The 16,090-nt window shown below is 47.8% G+C and carries 11 protein-coding genes and 3 tRNA genes; all 14 read left to right on the top strand.

The features are described from left to right. Positions 1–51: 51 nt before the first annotated feature. A tRNA-Asn gene (locus HW447_RS14065) sits at positions 52–124 on the top strand. A gap of 31 nt (positions 125–155) precedes the next feature. Then, a tRNA-Glu gene (locus HW447_RS14060) sits at positions 156–227 on the top strand. Between the two features lie 18 nt (positions 228–245). Further along, positions 246–316 (top strand) — tRNA-Cys (locus tag HW447_RS14055). A gap of 490 nt (positions 317–806) precedes the next feature. After that, on the top strand, positions 807–5,279 hold the full coding sequence (locus tag HW447_RS14050; RefSeq protein ID WP_176255764.1) for a suppressor of fused domain protein: 4,473 nt from the start codon (positions 807–809) through the stop codon (positions 5,277–5,279). Between the two features lie 102 nt (positions 5,280–5,381). Further along, complete coding sequence (gene rbr / locus HW447_RS14045; protein WP_176255763.1) at positions 5,382–5,918, top strand: rubrerythrin; 537 nt, start codon at positions 5,382–5,384, stop codon at positions 5,916–5,918. A 198-nt stretch (positions 5,919–6,116) separates the two neighbouring features. Then, the gene (locus HW447_RS14040; RefSeq protein ID WP_176255762.1) at positions 6,117–7,019 is read left to right on the top strand and encodes a LysR family transcriptional regulator; all 903 of its coding nucleotides are present in this window, start codon (positions 6,117–6,119) and stop codon (positions 7,017–7,019) included. 154 nt (positions 7,020–7,173) lie between these two features. Beyond that, positions 7,174–8,790, top strand: a complete 1,617-nt coding sequence (gene nikA / locus HW447_RS14035; RefSeq protein ID WP_176255761.1) for a nickel ABC transporter substrate-binding protein — start codon at positions 7,174–7,176, stop codon at positions 8,788–8,790. Positions 8,791–8,810: 20 nt separating this feature from the next. Then, positions 8,811–9,749, top strand: coding sequence for a nickel/cobalt ABC transporter permease (gene opp1B, locus HW447_RS14030; protein ID WP_176255760.1), 939 nt, complete (start codon positions 8,811–8,813; stop codon positions 9,747–9,749). 3 nt (positions 9,750–9,752) lie between these two features. After that, positions 9,753–10,577: a nickel/cobalt ABC transporter permease gene (opp1C, locus tag HW447_RS14025; RefSeq protein WP_176255759.1), complete on the top strand. Its 825-nt coding sequence runs from the start codon at positions 9,753–9,755 to the stop codon at positions 10,575–10,577. Continuing rightward, the gene (locus HW447_RS14020) at positions 10,574–11,404 is read left to right on the top strand and encodes an ABC transporter ATP-binding protein (protein ID WP_176255758.1); all 831 of its coding nucleotides are present in this window, start codon (positions 10,574–10,576) and stop codon (positions 11,402–11,404) included. Before opp1C ends, HW447_RS14020 begins: the two co-directional genes overlap by 4 nt. Next, entirely contained in the window at positions 11,397–12,194 is a 798-nt protein-coding gene (locus HW447_RS14015; protein WP_176255757.1) for an ABC transporter ATP-binding protein, read from the top strand. The genes HW447_RS14020 and HW447_RS14015 overlap by 8 nt, the downstream gene beginning before the upstream one ends. Next, positions 12,191–13,162 carry a M14 family metallopeptidase gene (locus HW447_RS14010; protein WP_176255756.1) on the top strand — a complete coding sequence of 324 codons (972 nt, stop codon included), beginning with the start codon at positions 12,191–12,193 and terminating at the stop codon, positions 13,160–13,162. Before HW447_RS14015 ends, HW447_RS14010 begins: the two co-directional genes overlap by 4 nt. Before the next feature lie 470 nt (positions 13,163–13,632). Beyond that, positions 13,633–14,949, top strand: a complete 1,317-nt coding sequence (locus HW447_RS14005; protein ID WP_176255755.1) for an SLC13 family permease — start codon at positions 13,633–13,635, stop codon at positions 14,947–14,949. A gap of 98 nt (positions 14,950–15,047) precedes the next feature. Then, entirely contained in the window at positions 15,048–15,983 is a 936-nt protein-coding gene (locus HW447_RS14000; RefSeq protein ID WP_176255754.1) for a LysR family transcriptional regulator, read from the top strand. Positions 15,984–16,090 lie beyond the last annotated feature (107 nt).

Raw genomic sequence — 16,090 nt, 5'->3', positions numbered from 1 at the left:
TGCAAAAATAGAAAAAGTATAGTATACTGTTTCAGTCAGCATAATTAGTAATCCTCGATAGCTCAGTCGGTAGAGCAAACGGCTGTTAACCGTTGGGTCGTAGGTTCGAGTCCTACTCGGGGAGTTTTATTTTCATATATAAGCATTTGTGTTAAGGCCCCATGGTCAAGCGGTTAAGACATCGCCCTTTCACGGCGGTAACAGGGGTCCGAATCCCCTTGGGGTCATTTTTAATAAGTTAATATGGCGACATAGCCAAGCGGTAAGGCAAAGGTCTGCAACACCTCTATCACCGGTTCGATTCCGGTTGTCGCCTCTCTTAAGAATCATCGGTGAGATGGTTCTTTTTTATGTTTGTCTCGTCCGCTCTCCCTTTAATCCTTGCACATTGACTTCTTTTTTGTTATGATAAAGGTATCATCGGCAGATAAGGGGAGTTTCCCGCAGGGGATATGTTTCTGCTGGTGAGGGGATGTCCTTTATTGGTATTACATACAGACAAAGACTGCGAGGATGATTTATGGATGCATCTTCCAAAACGGAGAATTACAGACCGGCAAAACTGTATCAAAGGTGTTTTGATACTGCCGCGGTAAGCGGTTGTTTTGTGCGGTCTTTTTTCATGCCCTGTGCCTGGCTGCTGACGAAGCGGTAAGGCATGGGGATTTTTTATTTACGCAGGATGGCGGGCGTGATACGCGAAGGGCGTTTTGGCTTGCTGCTGTAAATAGCCAGAAGGAAACTGGGTCTGGCAGACGGGCATGGGAGATTACAGGAAACCACAGCGCAGATAAGGAGAAAACGGTATGACGTTATTAGAACAATGCGAAATCTGGAATGATCGGGAAGAGTATCAGAGCATCATAGATGCTATAGAGGCGCTGCCAAAAGAGGAAAGGACGCCTGAGCTGGACAGTGAGCTGGCGCGTGCCTGTAATAATATTGCAGATGTGGGGGATCGAGCGCTTTTTGAGAAGGCGGCAGAGCTGTTAAAGCCTCATGAGGCGTACTTTGCGGGTGATCACAACTGGAATTTTCGTCTGGCATATGCATATTATTATCTGGATCAGGAGGGGCGTGCGCTTTATTATTTCAAAAAGGCGCTGGAGGCCAGACCTGGGGATGTGGATACGCAGGAGATGATCAATGACTGCAGGAGAAGGCTGACGCTGCCCATTTTTGAGAAGAATTTTCGTCTGCGCACGCTGGAGGCGTGGGCTGTGTTTGAGGAGAGGGAGGAGCATCTGCGAGGGCTTATAGACCGGAGAAATCAGGAAGACGTGGAGGAAACGCTGATCGCGGAGTGTGGGGATATACTGGAAACGGCCCTTAAGGATGTAAATTTTGAACTGGGATATAATGGAGAGAAGTATGAGCTGATCCTTACGCCTGAGGGGGATAAGGCCCGGCTGTTTGAACTGGTCTATTTCCAGCGCCATGCGCCAGTTTCTCTGAGAGGACAATGGAATATCCGGGTGGGGCGGCAGACATCGGAAGGGTTTGAGCTGAAGGCTTTTGGGCACCAGATTTCAGCGAAGGATGTGGAAATCTGGATCGAGAGGCTGGATGAGAACCGAATTAAGCTTACTCTGTTCTGTGAAATGCTTTTAGATATGTTTCAGGAAAATGAGGACAGAGTATGGTGGATGCTGTCTGTGCTGACAGATCAGATATTGGGGGAAATTCCGGCCATGGCAGTGATCGGTGAATTTGAAGCGGTGAATGAACGGCGGTCTGATCCGGGAGCGGCTTTGTCACGGCTGCCTGAGCTGTTAAAGGCGATGGGAATATCTTTCTGTATGGAGGCTGATGAGTATCTGGAACACAGCTATTCAGGATATGAACTGGAACCGGACCGGGATTCACAGGAGAAGGTGCGTACAGATGCGTATATTGGCTCTACCCGCTGTGTTTCGCTGGTTCGGGGATTTCTGAGCGGTGAGAGTTCTGTGATGGATGCATACCATCAGGATGGTGTGGCGGCCGGGTTTTTCTTTTATCCTCTGGATATGTTTACAGGAGAAAACCGGGCTGAGGCAGTCATGGAATTTCGTGATAGACTGGAAGCTGCGGTCACAGCCCGGGCAGGAGAAGATGCGGTGACATTTTCAGGCGGGGCTACGGGCATATATTGCGGATATCTGGATTTTATCGCCTGGGATCTTCGGCTGGTTTTAGAGGCGGCCTCGGATTTCTTTGAGAAAAGCGGACTTTCATGGGCCAGTTTCCAGTCGTTCCGGCAGGATGTGGGTGCAGTGTGTCTCTTAGACCAGACAAAGGAGGAGGCGGAGGAAGAGCCGGAGGCTGCGGTGCATCAAGAGACGGGTTCCCTGCTGTCAAAAGAGGATATGGATACCCTGGCGTCTTTTGACGAGGGCAGTACAGGATACTTTTACCGGATGATTGGATACATAGATACATTTATTCAGAATGGGGAAAAGGAGGGAAGGTTTACAAGACGGCAGGCCCAGAGGGATCTGCAGATTGCTCTGTGGTATTCTTACGGCTGCAACAACATAGATGAATATGAATATTATTATAAGGCAGCGCAGTGGATGACATATTCAGAGGGGAATGCAAAAGGCTGCGGAATGTGGTATTACCGCTATTCTGTGGCGTTAATGTACTGCGGCCGTCTGGATGAGGCGAGACATTACGCAGAGGCCGGAATACAGGAGGAGCCGTCCTATCCGTGGATCTGGCTGCAGGCGGCAAAGCTGCGCAGCCATTTTGGAGACAGGGAGGGCGCTCTGGCGGCAGTAGAGCAGGGCCTTTTGCTGGAACCGGGGGATCACGAGTTTCTGACTCTGGGGGAAGAAATAAAGGCAGACGCAGGGCTGGAGCAGATGGAATATCACTGGATCGATCCGCGGTTTGACCAAATGCTTCAGGATGGTTTGGATGAAAATGAAGCCGCAAAGATGAGATCCATTTCCTGTATCTGCGTCCGCCCAGAGGGGGTTAAGTATTTTAAGGAACTGTTTCATCCAATCCCAGCAGATTTAAAAATAAACTGTCCGTACTGCAGCTTTCATTATCCGATCCGGGGACGTGAGGTGGAGCTGGTGTTTCGGATGAATGAGGCTGGACTGTCTAAGCTGCCGCCGCAGTGGCTGGAACAGCAGAAGGAAAGGCTGGATTGCGGACAGTGGCTTGTGCGGGAGATTGCAGAAGATCAGGAGGCGATGCTGGAGACAGCGCTGTTTGGTCTGGATCTTGGAATTGAACTGCTCTACAGACTTTCGGACAGTGAGAAGTATTTCAGAGTATCTTTGTCGGCGGATGGAATAGAGCAGGGGGAGCCGGTAAAGCTGGAGCTTTTGCAGAATGCCTCCTGGGAAGACAGCCTGATCCAACGGGAAAACGGTTCCATAGGCCCAGAGCTTTATACAGAGGATGAAATGAGTGCGGTGGAAGCCTATATAAAGGAGTATTTCGGGGACTTTTCCAGTGTGTTTCATGAGCTTGTATCGCCGGATATCCATGTAGATATCTGTACTATTCCGCCGGATGGGAACCGGGATTATTATACTCTGGTTACGATGGGAATGGGCGCTCACCGGATGAATATACCGGAGGAACTGGCGGGACAGGGGCTGGAGCGGGCGGAGCTGGTTATTTTCCTGCCTCCTTATTGGGAGCTGGATCAGGAGGCGATGCAGGATGAAAAATGGTACTGGCCGGTTCGGCTGTTAAAGTCTCTGGCCCGTCTGCCGGGAAACTGCGATACCTGGCTTGGATGGGGGCATACAGTGGATTACAGAGAACCATTTTCAGAAAACACGGAGTTGTGCGCTGCAATGCTGATTTCCTCAGAGGAGGCGCAGGAGGAATGCCTGCTGCCGAACAAAGATACGGTATGTTTTTATCAGGTAATCCCCATTTACAGGGATGAAATGCAGTATAAGCAGGAAAAAACTGCCCAGGAGCTGCTGGAAAAGATGGAAGGATCCAGCAGGATAATCGATCCGTACCGGCTGGATGTTCTCACAGAGGCAGAGCGCAGGGAACTGCAGGAGGAGGAAAGCGGAGAACTGCTGATGGATAACGGGAAATGGCATCTGGAATGTCTTCGTGAAAAGGGGCTTCCTGTACAGGAGCTTGCGGCCTTTAACCATATGGCGATTTACCTGCGGTGGTGTATTGAACACCATATGATGCGCGGAGAGTTTCTGCATATGGCTTCAGCGTGGGTGAAGGGGATCCTGACAGACCCTGAGCATACAGACCTGCGGGTTTTTATTCGGGATGAGCTGGAGGGTGTGCTGACCGGAGATATTTTTAACGAACAGGGAGAGGCGTTTGCAGAGTATTACTACAGTGACAGGAGTGCGCCCTATTTTCCATCGGATATTGATGACTATGCTTTTGGGTATTTTGGGGAGGAGCGATATTATGCAGAGGAATTTAAGGATGAGGCGTACCTTTTTATTCCCTCTGACGAGAAATATTATCAGGAAATGGCTAAGGTCATAAAGAAACGCTGGGACGGCTGGAGGCCCGCTCCCAGGGATCAGGAGCCTACGCCGGTGGCCAGGGCTTTGATGAGGTATTTAGATTGTGAATGCAGGTATTTTCCGCCTCTGGCAGATGACGATCCCATTACAGCGGACTATGGCTATGCCGCCCGCAGGGGCAGGAAAGATGGTTATGTTCCTGTGCTGATTCGGGCAGATGAACTGCTCCTTAAGTGTCTTATTATGAATTCTGACCCGGATAGCGGGGAAGCGGCCGATGGCAGCTTTGATCTGCAGAAGGTTAAGGAATATCGGGAAAGGATTCTTTCTCTGCCGGTAAAGGATGGAAAGAAACTGCTGCAGCTGCCGGATGAGATGAAGGAGACAGTCAGGGAATACGGCATAGACTGGGAAAGCATCATTATGGGAAACATGGAGGGAGGTGAAGAGAATAACAGCTTTCTGTCCTATTGGGAGAATGGCACCAACCGGACAGCACCTTTGATCCTGGCGATGATTCCGGTAAAGAATCCCTGGGAGATATTTGCTTATCTGCCCTTTGGGGGATGGAACGAGTGTCCTGGCACAGAGGAGCTGATGGCGGCTGCAAAATACTGGTATGAGCAGTATGGGGCTGTGCCTGCGGCTGTGACACATGATGAGCTGGAATTTGCCGTGCCTGCACCTGTGCCAAAGGAGCGTGCGGCAAAACTGGCCCAGGAGCAGTATTGTTTCTGTCCGGATGCAGCGGATGAAGGAACCATATGCAGTCTGGCGGATGGGCTGCGCAGGTCAGGTATGTGGTATTTCTGGTGGGATTAGAGCGGGCATACAGTATGGGAAAGATCTGAAAGAGGCTGAATATATGTCCGGCAGATGGAAAGAATAGGAACACAGACATAATTAAAAGAAAGGGAGACGGTTATGAACAAATATTCAGGAACACAGACGGAAAAAAACTTAAGAATGGCATTTTCAGGGGAGTCAGAGGCGAGAAACAAGTATACATTTTTTGCCTCAAAGGCTAAGAAGGAGGGCTACGAGCAGATCGCGGCTCTGTTTCAGAAAACAGCAGATAATGAGAAGGAACACGCTAAGCTGTGGTTTAAAGAATTAAACGGTATTGGCGATACGGCGGAAAATTTAAAGTCAGCCGCAGAGGGAGAGAACTACGAATGGACGGATATGTATGCGGGATTTGCAGAGACGGCAGAAGAAGAGGGGTTCCCTGAGCTGGCGGCAAGATTTCGGCTGGTGGCAGAGATTGAACGGCACCATGAGGAGAGATACAGGGCGCTGCTTAAGAATGTGGAAATGGCAGAGGTATTTGCAAAGAGCGAAGTAAAAGTCTGGGAGTGCCGTAACTGCGGCCATATTGCAGTGGGTATGAAGGCGCCGGAGATATGTCCGGCCTGCAGCCATCCTCAGAGTTATTTTGAGGTGCGGGCGGAGAATTATTAACAGAATGAACGAATAAATAAAGCAGCCCCAAATGGCAGCCATCATACAGAGGACAGAGATAGACAGGCAGGAAACGGATTGTGTTCTGCCTGTCTTTTTTTTGTTATACGGCCCGTGTTGGCGTGTACTGGCAATTCACCCGCGTATATGGTACAATGATACAAATTAGCAAAAACTAACTGGATGGAGGCGCAGGGAATGGATATTAAGCAGATGGAATTTTTTGTAGTAGCGTGTGAGAGGGGGAGTTTCTCCAAGGCAGCGGAATGTCTGTATACCTCTCAGCCGAATATCAGTAAAAATATCCGGGTTCTGGAGCATGAGCTCGGGAGGCCTCTTTTGATGAGGACGGGAAAGGGGGTGCAGCCTACACCCTATGGAAAGATGGTTTTGGAGCACGCGAAACAGATTTTGAAAAATACTGCGGCTATTTCTTCACTGGCGGTTCCGGAGGAAAAAAACAGCTTATGTCTGTCGGCATATCCCAGCAATATGATTGCAAGGCTCCTGGTGGATTTTTATGAGGAGTGGGGGAGAGAATTTCGCATTGAGTATCATGAAGGTACGGTTGAGGAAATTACGGATCATGTGCACCAGGGGATCTCAGAGATCGGCATCGTCTATGTGGCACAGAAACAGGTACCGGTGTTCCAGCATATTCTCTCCCATAAAAAGCTGGAGTTTGTGGCCCAGGATGTGAAGAAGATATGCGTGTATGTGGGGGAGCATAATCCGCTGTATGAGAAAGACAGTATTGATTTTTCAGATTTGCCGGGACTGAAGTTCATGAGAGGGGTAAGAGACTTTTTTTCCATGGAGCATCATTTGGAGACGGTGAGCATGGGGGTGATCGATACCAGGAATCTGAAGCACGCAGTCTATACCAACAGCGATCATTTAAACCTGGATATGCTGCTTCATACGGATGTATGCAGCCTGGGAATTGAGTTTATGTATGAGCCATACGCCCAGTATAACATTAAACCGCTGGCGATCCATGGATGTGAACCCTTTCTTCAGGTGGGATATGTAAGAAACCCGGAGCGGCCCCTATCACGGCAGGCGCTGTGGATCACAGAGCGTTTTAAAAAAATGTTTTAAGAAACGGCAGATGTATTTCGGCGCAGCCGGGATGACAGGAGCGATATAACAAAATGTTATAGGTTTCCATGAATATCTGGCCTCTGGTAAGATGCGACTAACTAAGGTATACTTAAAAATGTTAACCGAATGACCTGTTTTACTGGAGGAAAATATGAAAAAGAAGATGATTGCCGCCCTGCTGGGGAGTGCACTGATGCTTACGGCGCTGTCGGGCTGCGGACAGAACACAGACGGGGGAAACGCTGTACAGAAGAATGAAATAACGGCAGAGGCCGGGAATACGGGAAAAGATGAGCTGGTGTTTGTGAATTACCGTGATATCCGCGACCTAAACCCTCATTTATATGCAGGCGAAATGTATGCCCAGAGTATTCTTTATGATACCCTGGTAAGCTCTGCAGAGGATGGGTATAAGGGCTGTCTTGCTGAGGACTGGACGATTAGTGAGGACGGGCGTACATATACCTTTAATATCCGGGACGGTGTGTATTTTTCCGATGGGACACTCTGTGATGCCAATGCGGTGCTGGCGAATTTCAATGCAATCATTGAAAATAAGGAGCGCCATACCTGGCTGGAAATGATGAATCTGCTGGTGGGAGTCTCTGCGCCGGACAGCGATACCTTTGTGATCGAACTGAGCGAGCCATACTATCCCATGCTGACGGAACTTGGCTGTATCCGGCCGTTCGCCATGATTTCTCCCAATTGTATGAAAAACGGAAGTACAAAGGATGGGGTAGAGGGATATATCGGCACAGGCCCGTATGTTCTGACGGATTTTGTGACAGATGAGTATGCAGTGTTTGAGCGCAATGAAAATTATTGGGGAGAAAAGCCGAAGATCCGCAGGATTACAGTAAAGGTGATTCCGGATAATCAGACCCGCATTATGGCTCTGGAATCGGGAGAAATCGATCTGATCTTTGGAAAAAACATGATTGATGCGGATGCCATCAGCCAGTACCTGAACAGTGATAAGTTTACGGTGGGTCTGTCTGATCCCACTTCTACCAGACATATTGTCTTAAATACAACCCATGAGATCCTGGGGGATCTGGCGGTGCGTCAGGCGCTGCAGTACGCCACCAACCGTCAGGCCATTTCAGACGGAATCTTCTATGGTCTGGAGCAGCCGGCGGGGACCTTATATGCTTCTACGATCCCTTACTGCGATGTGGATCTGGAGCCTTATTCCTATGATAGTGAGAAGGCTGGACATATTCTGGATGAGGCAGGCTGGGTAATGGGAAGTGACGGCATACGGGCTAAGGATGGAAAGAAACTGGAGCTGGATCTTCTTTATAACAGCGACAGTGTGACAGAAAAGACGATTTCTGAGTATCTGCAGAGTGAATATCAGAAGCTGGGAATATCCATGAACATCCATGGAGAGGAAGAACAGTCTTACAGGGATAATATGAAGGCTGGAAACTTTGACATGGTATTTAATATCTGCTGGGGTATGCCCTATGATCCTCAGTCTTCGCTGGCAGCCATGCGGGCTCCGGTGTATGGTGATTTTGCGGCTCAGCAGGGACTGGAGGACAAGGATCAAATTGACAGGGCGATTACAGATATTCTGACCTCTACCGATGAGACACGGCGGCAGGAACTATATTCCTTTGTGCTTACCCGGCTCCATGAGGATGCGGTATATATTCCTCTGACCTATGAGTGCAACAAAGCCCTTTATACATCTGACCTTCACGGCGTACATTTCGGAACCGACCAGTATGACGTTCCCTTTGCGGATATGTATTATTGACGGGCCGAAAGGAGCAGTTCATGAAACGCTATGTTGTAAGGCGGCTTTTAATGGCCGTACCGCTTCTGTTGGCTATTTCCTTTGTGTGTTTTATGTTTATCAATCTGATCCCCTCCAATCCGGCCGAGGTAGCGCTGCGTATCCAGCAGATGCCCGTGATCACAGACGAAGCCGTTGCCCGGATGGAGGAGATGCTGGGATTAAATAAGCCGTTTATGGTTCGGTATTTTGACTGGCTTGCAGGCTGCTTTCGGGGGGATTTCGGCATCAGCTATGTAAATCCGGCCCGCACTGTGGCTGGGGAGCTGCTGCGCTGTCTCCCTGCCACATTGCAGCTGGCAGCAGCTTCTTTTGTGATCGTGTTAGTGTTAAGCATCCCCATTGGTTTTCTATGCGCTGTGTATAAAGACGGCTGGTTTGACCGGCTGATGCGCGGCGTGGTTTTTATCTCTACGGCTATGCCGGCCTACTGGGTAGGCCTGCTGCTGATGTGGGGGATCAGCGTTAAGCTTAAGTGGCTTCCCACAAATGGGAACGGCACCTGGCGTCATCTGATCCTCCCTTCCTTTACTGTAGCCCTCAGCTACATTTCCACTTATATCCGTCTAATCCGCAACAATATGCTGGAAAATATGAAACAGGATTATGTACTTTATGCAAATGTACGGGGTCTGCCTCAGAGGCAGATTCTGGTAAGGCATATCCTAAAAAACTCCATGCACACCTGTATTGTGGCAATGGGAATGAGTATTCCGCAGCTGATCTCAGGCACTATTGTAGTGGAAAATGTATTTTCATGGCCAGGTCTGGGTACTCTGTGTATCAGTTCTATTTTCAACCGGGATTATCCGGTGATCCAGACGTATGTACTGCTGATCGGAGTGCTTTTTGTGGTGTTTAACCTGCTGTTTGATATTTTACAGACAGTATCGGATCCCAGACTGAGAAGGGAGGATTAGACTTTGGGAAACCGTTTTCTACATAATAAAACTGCCGTGGCGACCGTGGGAATGGTAGCAGTCATTGCTCTTATGGGGATTTTTGCTCCATGGATCGCTCCCAATGATCCCTATGCTACGGATATTCTTAATAAATTTGCGGATTACAGCTGGAAATATCCTCTGGGAACGGATCAGCTGGGGCGGTGCGTGCTGTCCCGAATGATATACGGTATACGGCCTACTCTGGGACTTGCCATGGTGACAATGGCGGGAACGATTGGTCTGGGGGCTGTTCTGGGGATTTCGGCGGGATATTTTCGGGGGATTGTGGAAGAGGTAATCATGCGGCTGGTGGATGTGATGCTCTCGTTTCCGAGTCAGATTATGGTGTTTGCGGTGGTGGCCCTCCTGGGGATCAATGTCCAGAATGTAATTCTTGCAAATGTGTTTATCAAATGGGCCTGGTATGCAAGGATGATCCGCACGGGAGTAATGCAGTATAGAGACCGCAACTTTGTACAGTTTTCCCGCTGCGTGGGGATGCCGGAGCGGTTTATTCTGTTTCGGCATCTTCTGCCGTCCATTACCTCGGATCTGGCGGTGCTGGCTTCCCTGGATGTGGGCTGGGCCATTATCAATATTTCCACCCTTTCTTTTCTGGGGCTGGGGGTTCAGGCTCCTGTACCGGAGTGGGGGGCCATGCTCAACGAGGCAAAGGAGGTGCTGACCAGCAATCCGGTTCAGATGCTGGCTCCCGGAGCGGCTATTGTGATTCTGGTATGCTGCTTTAATCTGATGGGGGATGCTTTAAGAGATGTGCTGGATCCAAAGGAGGCAGAACAATGAAACCAGTATTTGAATTAGAAGGACTGCGGGTGTCCCTGAGACAGCGACATAAAAAAACAGAACTGGTCAGGGGTGTTTCTCTGGCAGTGGAGCCGGGAGAGTGCCTGGGAATCCTGGGAGAATCAGGAAGCGGAAAATCCATGTCTATTAAGGCGTCGATGGGACTGCTGGATAAGGGATTCTGCGTATCCGGCAGCGCCCGGTTTGAGGGACAGGAGCTGCTGGGGCGCAGCCCGGAGGAACTTCGGCGGCTTCGTGGGAAAAAGGTGGGAATTGTACTGCAGAATCCCATGACCTGCTTTGACCCGCTATATCGGGTGGGATATCAGATTGCGGAGACGTTTGCAGCACATAATGACTGGAACGCTGGGGAGATCCGACGGCGTTCGCTAAAAATGCTGGAAAAAATGTGTATCCGAAGTCCTGAGGAAACGCTGGAAAAGTATCCGCACCAGCTTTCCGGAGGTATGCTGCAGCGAATTATGATTGGCATTGCTGTGTCCATGACACCAAAACTGCTGATTGCGGATGAGCCTACCACAGCCATTGATGCCATCACTCAGTTTGAAATCCTGAATGAATTTTTGCGGGTCAAAAAGGAGCACCAGATGGCGATGATATTTATTTCTCATGACTTAAATGCCATCTCACGGGTTGCTGATCGGATTGTGGTGCTTAATCAGGGCCAGGTTGCCGATCAGGGTGATTTTTACCATATCCTTCATCATGCGTCGGATCCCTATACGCGCCTTCTGGTGGAAAAGCGGGCCGCCGTGATGGAGCGGTATCAAGGAATATTAGAGGAAAAGGAGGCGTCTTATGCTTGAAATGAGGGACGTCTGCGTCAGCTTTAAGAGTGAGCGTCAGGAGAAGATTTTTGGACACACCAGACAGCAGGTTCTGTTTGATATTTCTTTTCAGGTAAAAAAGGGAATCTGCCTGGGTGTGCTGGGAGAATCAGGAAGCGGTAAGTCTACCATGGGCCGTGTCCTCTGCGGCCTGTTAAAGCCGGATCGGGGAGAAACGATTCTGGATGGTGTTTCGGTTTACGGTTCCCGGACGGGGCGGAAAAATCTGCAAAATAAGCTCAGTGTGGTTTTTCAGGATTATACAACTTCTGCAAATCCAAGATTTAGGATTCGGGATATCATTGGAGAAGGGCTGACTGTTAGGGAGCGCCGTGAGGAGGTGCGGCTTAACCGGGAAGCGGAGACAGCGCAGCTTCTTAAGCTGGTAGGCCTTCCGACCGAATTTGAGGGACGGTTTCCTCATGAACTTTCCGGGGGCCAGCTGCAGCGGGTGTGCATTGCCCGTGCGGTGGCCTGCAGACCGGAAGTGATTCTGTTTGATGAGGCGATTTCCTCTCTGGACGCCCATACCCAGGTACAGGTGATGGATCTTCTGAGGGAACTGAAGGAGAAGATGGGGCTAACGTACATTTTCATTACCCATGATCTGACATCGGTCACGTATCTCTGCGACGAGGTGCTGTTTTTGTATAAGGGCCGGATCACAGAGCACCTTCCAACCGGACAGATCGGCCGGACAAAGGATCCATATGCCAGAAGTCTGCTGGAATCCATTATTGTATTTGACACAAAGGAGCAGGAAATATGATATTTTATGGAAATACTATTGCTCCAGGGGAAAAGAGAATCGTGCAGCTTCCGGTTACAGAAGGGCTTTCTCTGGAGGCGATCTGCATTTGCGGCGCATTTCCCGGAAGGACTTTAGCGGTTACGGCAGGAGTTCACGGCTGCGAATATGTGGGGATTCAGGCGCTGCTTGAACTGGCTAAGGAACTGGATCCCGGCCGTATGTGCGGAAATGCTGTTTTGCTTCCCCTGGTAAATCCTGAGGGATTTTATGATGGGGTGAAGCAGGTAGTGCCGGAGGACGGAATCAATTTGAACAGGGCCTTTCCAGGAGATCCTGGGGGAAGTATTTCTTTGCAGATGGCGTATATCCTGGAGCAGGCGCTTTATCCGGCGGCAGACTTGCTGGCGGATCTTCACGGAGGAGACTGGAACGAGGATCTTTGCCCGCTGGTGTTCTTTCCCGCGGGAAACTGCGGGGAAGTATATCAGGCATCGTTAGAGGCTGCAAAGCAGCTGAAGGTGTCTTACCGGGTGCGATCTCATGCCAGAAATGGTCTGTACAGCTGGGCGGTGCAGAGAGGTATTCCTGCTCTTCTGGCCGAGCGGGGGTGCGGGGGAAGATGGTCGGAGAAAGAAAAGGAGGACTGTATGGAGGATGTGCGCAGGCTGCTGCGGCATCTTTCTATTCTTCCGGGGGAGAATGAGCCGGCAGTACAGACCGAAATCTGTAGGGCTGTCTATGCAGAAGCAAAAGAGGACGGGCTCTGGTATCCCTGCATAAAAGCCGCAGAGACTGTAAAAAAAGGCCAGCTTCTGGGAGAACTAAGATCCATGTCCGGCCAGACACTTCAGGAGGTGCGGGCGGAATTTGCGGGAGTTGTACTCTATTATACAACTGCTTTGGGCGTCAGGAGGGGAGATCCGCTGGCGGCCTATGGGGAGAGCTGCGTGATGGGAGAAAATGTGGTGCAGTTAGAGATAATTTGAAGTTAAAAGTGCATAGAAAAAATGGATTATATCTGTTAAAGTACATCAAAATCCGGAGTTCCGCTTTGAAAACAGAGCGGGATCCGGATTTTTGCGTAAAAGGGACCGAATGTTATTCAATCGTTATTAACAGATGATAAATTTAGGATCACAAGTTCATATGATTTTGTTGCAAAAAGCAATACAATATATACGATAAAATGAAAATAATATGATTTAAAATATAAAAAATGCAGCAATACATAACAACAAGTTATAAAGAAAATGATATATATATTATTAAATATAAGAATTGTATAAAAATAATTGAAAACAACAAAATAATTGTTAAAAACCTGGGGTTTAATAACATTATATTATTAAAAAGTAATTAAAAATAACATTTCACTTGAAGTTTTGTTTCATATATAATTTAATTTGTAAAACTTACAGGGGCTCTTAGTGAAAATGATATGGTGGAGGTTGAGGTTATGAGCGTTACAATGTATGCTGTGTTAGGATTTAGCATGATGTTGATTTTGACGGTGGTTCTGGTATCTGGTAAATTTACGCCATCCATTCCGATGATTGCGATTCCCATGATTTTTGCAGTAATTATGAGGCCGAATTTTAAGGATTTATCATTATGGGTAACGGATGGATTGAAGGGGCAGGTAAGCAATGCCGCAATGTTTACATTTGCAATCATTTTCTTTGGTGTTATGATGGATGCGGGGGTTTTTGACCGAATTGTGGGGAAAATGATGTTGGGAGCAAAATCTGTAACAGCAGTCTGCATTTTGACCGTTTTGGCAACAATGATTGGACATTCGGATGGATCTGGTGCTACTACATATTTAATTGTAATTCCCCCTTTTTTGATGATTTATAAAAAATTAAATATGAGGCCCCTGATTCTTATGTGCCTTGTCTCTATTACTGCAGGTGTAATGAATTGCCTGCCGTGGGGAGGGCCTTGTGGCCGTCTTGCGGCTGGTTTCGGAATTTCAGCAACAGATATTTTAATAGCAGAGCTTCCTGGAATGATTATTGGGTTGATTTGCTGTTTCCTGATTGCGCTGTATTATGCGTGGAAGGAAAAAAAGAGGGGAGCGGGACTGAAGGAAGGTGTGCAACCATCACAGCTTTTTAGTGAGGCAGATAAATCGGAAGCTGAGAAGGCGCTTTTACGGCCCAATCTGTTTGGATTCAATGTTATTCTAATTGTGGCGGTAATTATTATAATGTTTGCGTCTGGGCTGCCCACCTTTTTGTGTTTTATGGCAGCGGCAGCACTGGGGCTGGTTGTGAATTATCCAGATGCGAAACTACAGAATGAACGTTTAAAATCCTATGCGCCTACAGTCCTTACTATGGTAAGTGTACTGTTTGCCTCCGGTGTATTTACAGGAGTATTAAATAATAGCCCAATGAAAGATTCCATGGTAGAAGTGGTTTCAGGGATCTTATCTGGCAGCACGACCGCTCATGTAAATACGGTTATGGGATTCTTATGGGGGCCTCTGAGTGCGTTGGGTCTAAATCACGAAGCCTGTGCTTATACGATTGTTCCAATGCTTCAGTCTATTGCAGCTGAGCATATTACTCCACTGCAGGCAGCGGCAAGCTATTTGATGACATTTGTTCCTCAGGTATTTGTAAATCCTGGAACAGCAGCTATGTATATTGGACTTGGGCTTGCTGGAATTGAGTTTAAAGACCATTGGAAGTTTACCTTTAAGTGGGCAATGCTGATTTGCACCGTTTGTTTTGCAGGCTCTTTGCTGGTAGGTGCCATTCCATTTTAAGTAGGCATACCTTTTTTCTTTCCAGATGCAGTTATTTTCTTTATAATATAAATAGTAATGATTCAGGGCACCTGTTTTAACATTGGAGGGTAACTGCGATGGCTGAGTTAAAAGAACAGAAATATATGCTTGAAATAGCAAAGGTACAGGGGATTGGAAAAGCTGCGGAGAATTTATTTATTTCCCAACCGGCGTTAAGCAAGTTTCTTGCAAGAACAGAAGAGATGTATGGAATACAACTGTTTGAGCGTGTGGGTAAAAAGATGATTCCAACTTATGCGGGAGAACAATATTTGAAATACGCGAAGCAGATGATAGAGATAGATCGTAATTTCAATGAACAGATTAAGGACATAAAGCAAATGAAAAGTGGCGTTCTTGCCATAGGATCTACGCTGGGGCGTGGGAAAGACATTTTTCCAAGTCTGCTGCCGCTGTTTTACAAGAAATATCCGGGGTTTGAGCTTCGTGTTTATCAGGAAAATGCGGTAAGATTGGAAGAACTGCTCAGAAATGGAGAGATTCAGCTCGCCATGCTTACAATTGAGGACGGAGAACAGAATAAATGGGATTTTCATGCGGAAGAACTGGATTCAGAAGAGATTTGTTTGATTGCGCCTAAGAACTGGAATTTAAAAGGTGTTATGAAATATGGTTTTCGACATCCATGGATTGACGTTCGTCAGCTGGAGGGGGAGCTGTTTTTGATGCTGAATAAGGGATCAAGGCTAAGAAGCGTAGCAGATAAAATGATGAAGAGTTATAATATGTCTCCTAAAAGTATGGAGTTTTCATCTATAGATACGATATGGAAACTGGTTTCGCAAAATTTTGGAGTTGCTTTTGCATCAGATTTTAATGCACCTCCAGTAGATGATGTGGAGATATTTTCCGTTGGATCAAAACCGATTACTTGGAAATTTGTTATTCTGACAAGAATCGGGGGATATATCTCTGCACCGGTACAATATATGATTGACATCACAAAAAATATTTATGGAAATGTAACGTTTCAGAATAGGGTATCTTCTTGAATGCCTTTCGTCATTCAAGAAGCATCGCTGTTTTCCCACTGTTTTGTACAGTTACATGGAAATTTATAAAATATTGAAAGACAGGATGGGGTGACAGGAAATGATTC

The sequence above is a fragment of the Enterocloster alcoholdehydrogenati genome (assembly GCF_013282095.1).
Lineage (GTDB): Bacteria > Bacillota > Clostridia > Lachnospirales > Lachnospiraceae > Enterocloster > Enterocloster alcoholdehydrogenati.
The sequence above is the reverse complement of the archived record's forward strand: the minus strand, read 5'-3'. Positions and strand labels throughout refer to the sequence as shown.

Coding starts and splice junctions, on each gene's coding strand:
- nikA (WP_176255761.1), top strand. CDS start 7,174: ATGAAAAAGAAGATGATTGCCGCCCTGCTGGGGAGTGCACTGATGCTT.
- rbr (WP_176255763.1), top strand. CDS start 5,382: ATGAACAAATATTCAGGAACACAGACGGAAAAAAACTTAAGAATGGCA.
- HW447_RS14050 (WP_176255764.1), top strand. CDS start 807: ATGACGTTATTAGAACAATGCGAAATCTGGAATGATCGGGAAGAGTAT.
- HW447_RS14005 (WP_176255755.1), top strand. CDS start 13,633: ATGAGCGTTACAATGTATGCTGTGTTAGGATTTAGCATGATGTTGATT.
- HW447_RS14010 (WP_176255756.1), top strand. CDS start 12,191: ATGATATTTTATGGAAATACTATTGCTCCAGGGGAAAAGAGAATCGTG.
- HW447_RS14040 (WP_176255762.1), top strand. CDS start 6,117: ATGGATATTAAGCAGATGGAATTTTTTGTAGTAGCGTGTGAGAGGGGG.
- HW447_RS14015 (WP_176255757.1), top strand. CDS start 11,397: ATGCTTGAAATGAGGGACGTCTGCGTCAGCTTTAAGAGTGAGCGTCAG.
- HW447_RS14020 (WP_176255758.1), top strand. CDS start 10,574: ATGAAACCAGTATTTGAATTAGAAGGACTGCGGGTGTCCCTGAGACAG.
- opp1B (WP_176255760.1), top strand. CDS start 8,811: ATGAAACGCTATGTTGTAAGGCGGCTTTTAATGGCCGTACCGCTTCTG.
- HW447_RS14000 (WP_176255754.1), top strand. CDS start 15,048: ATGGCTGAGTTAAAAGAACAGAAATATATGCTTGAAATAGCAAAGGTA.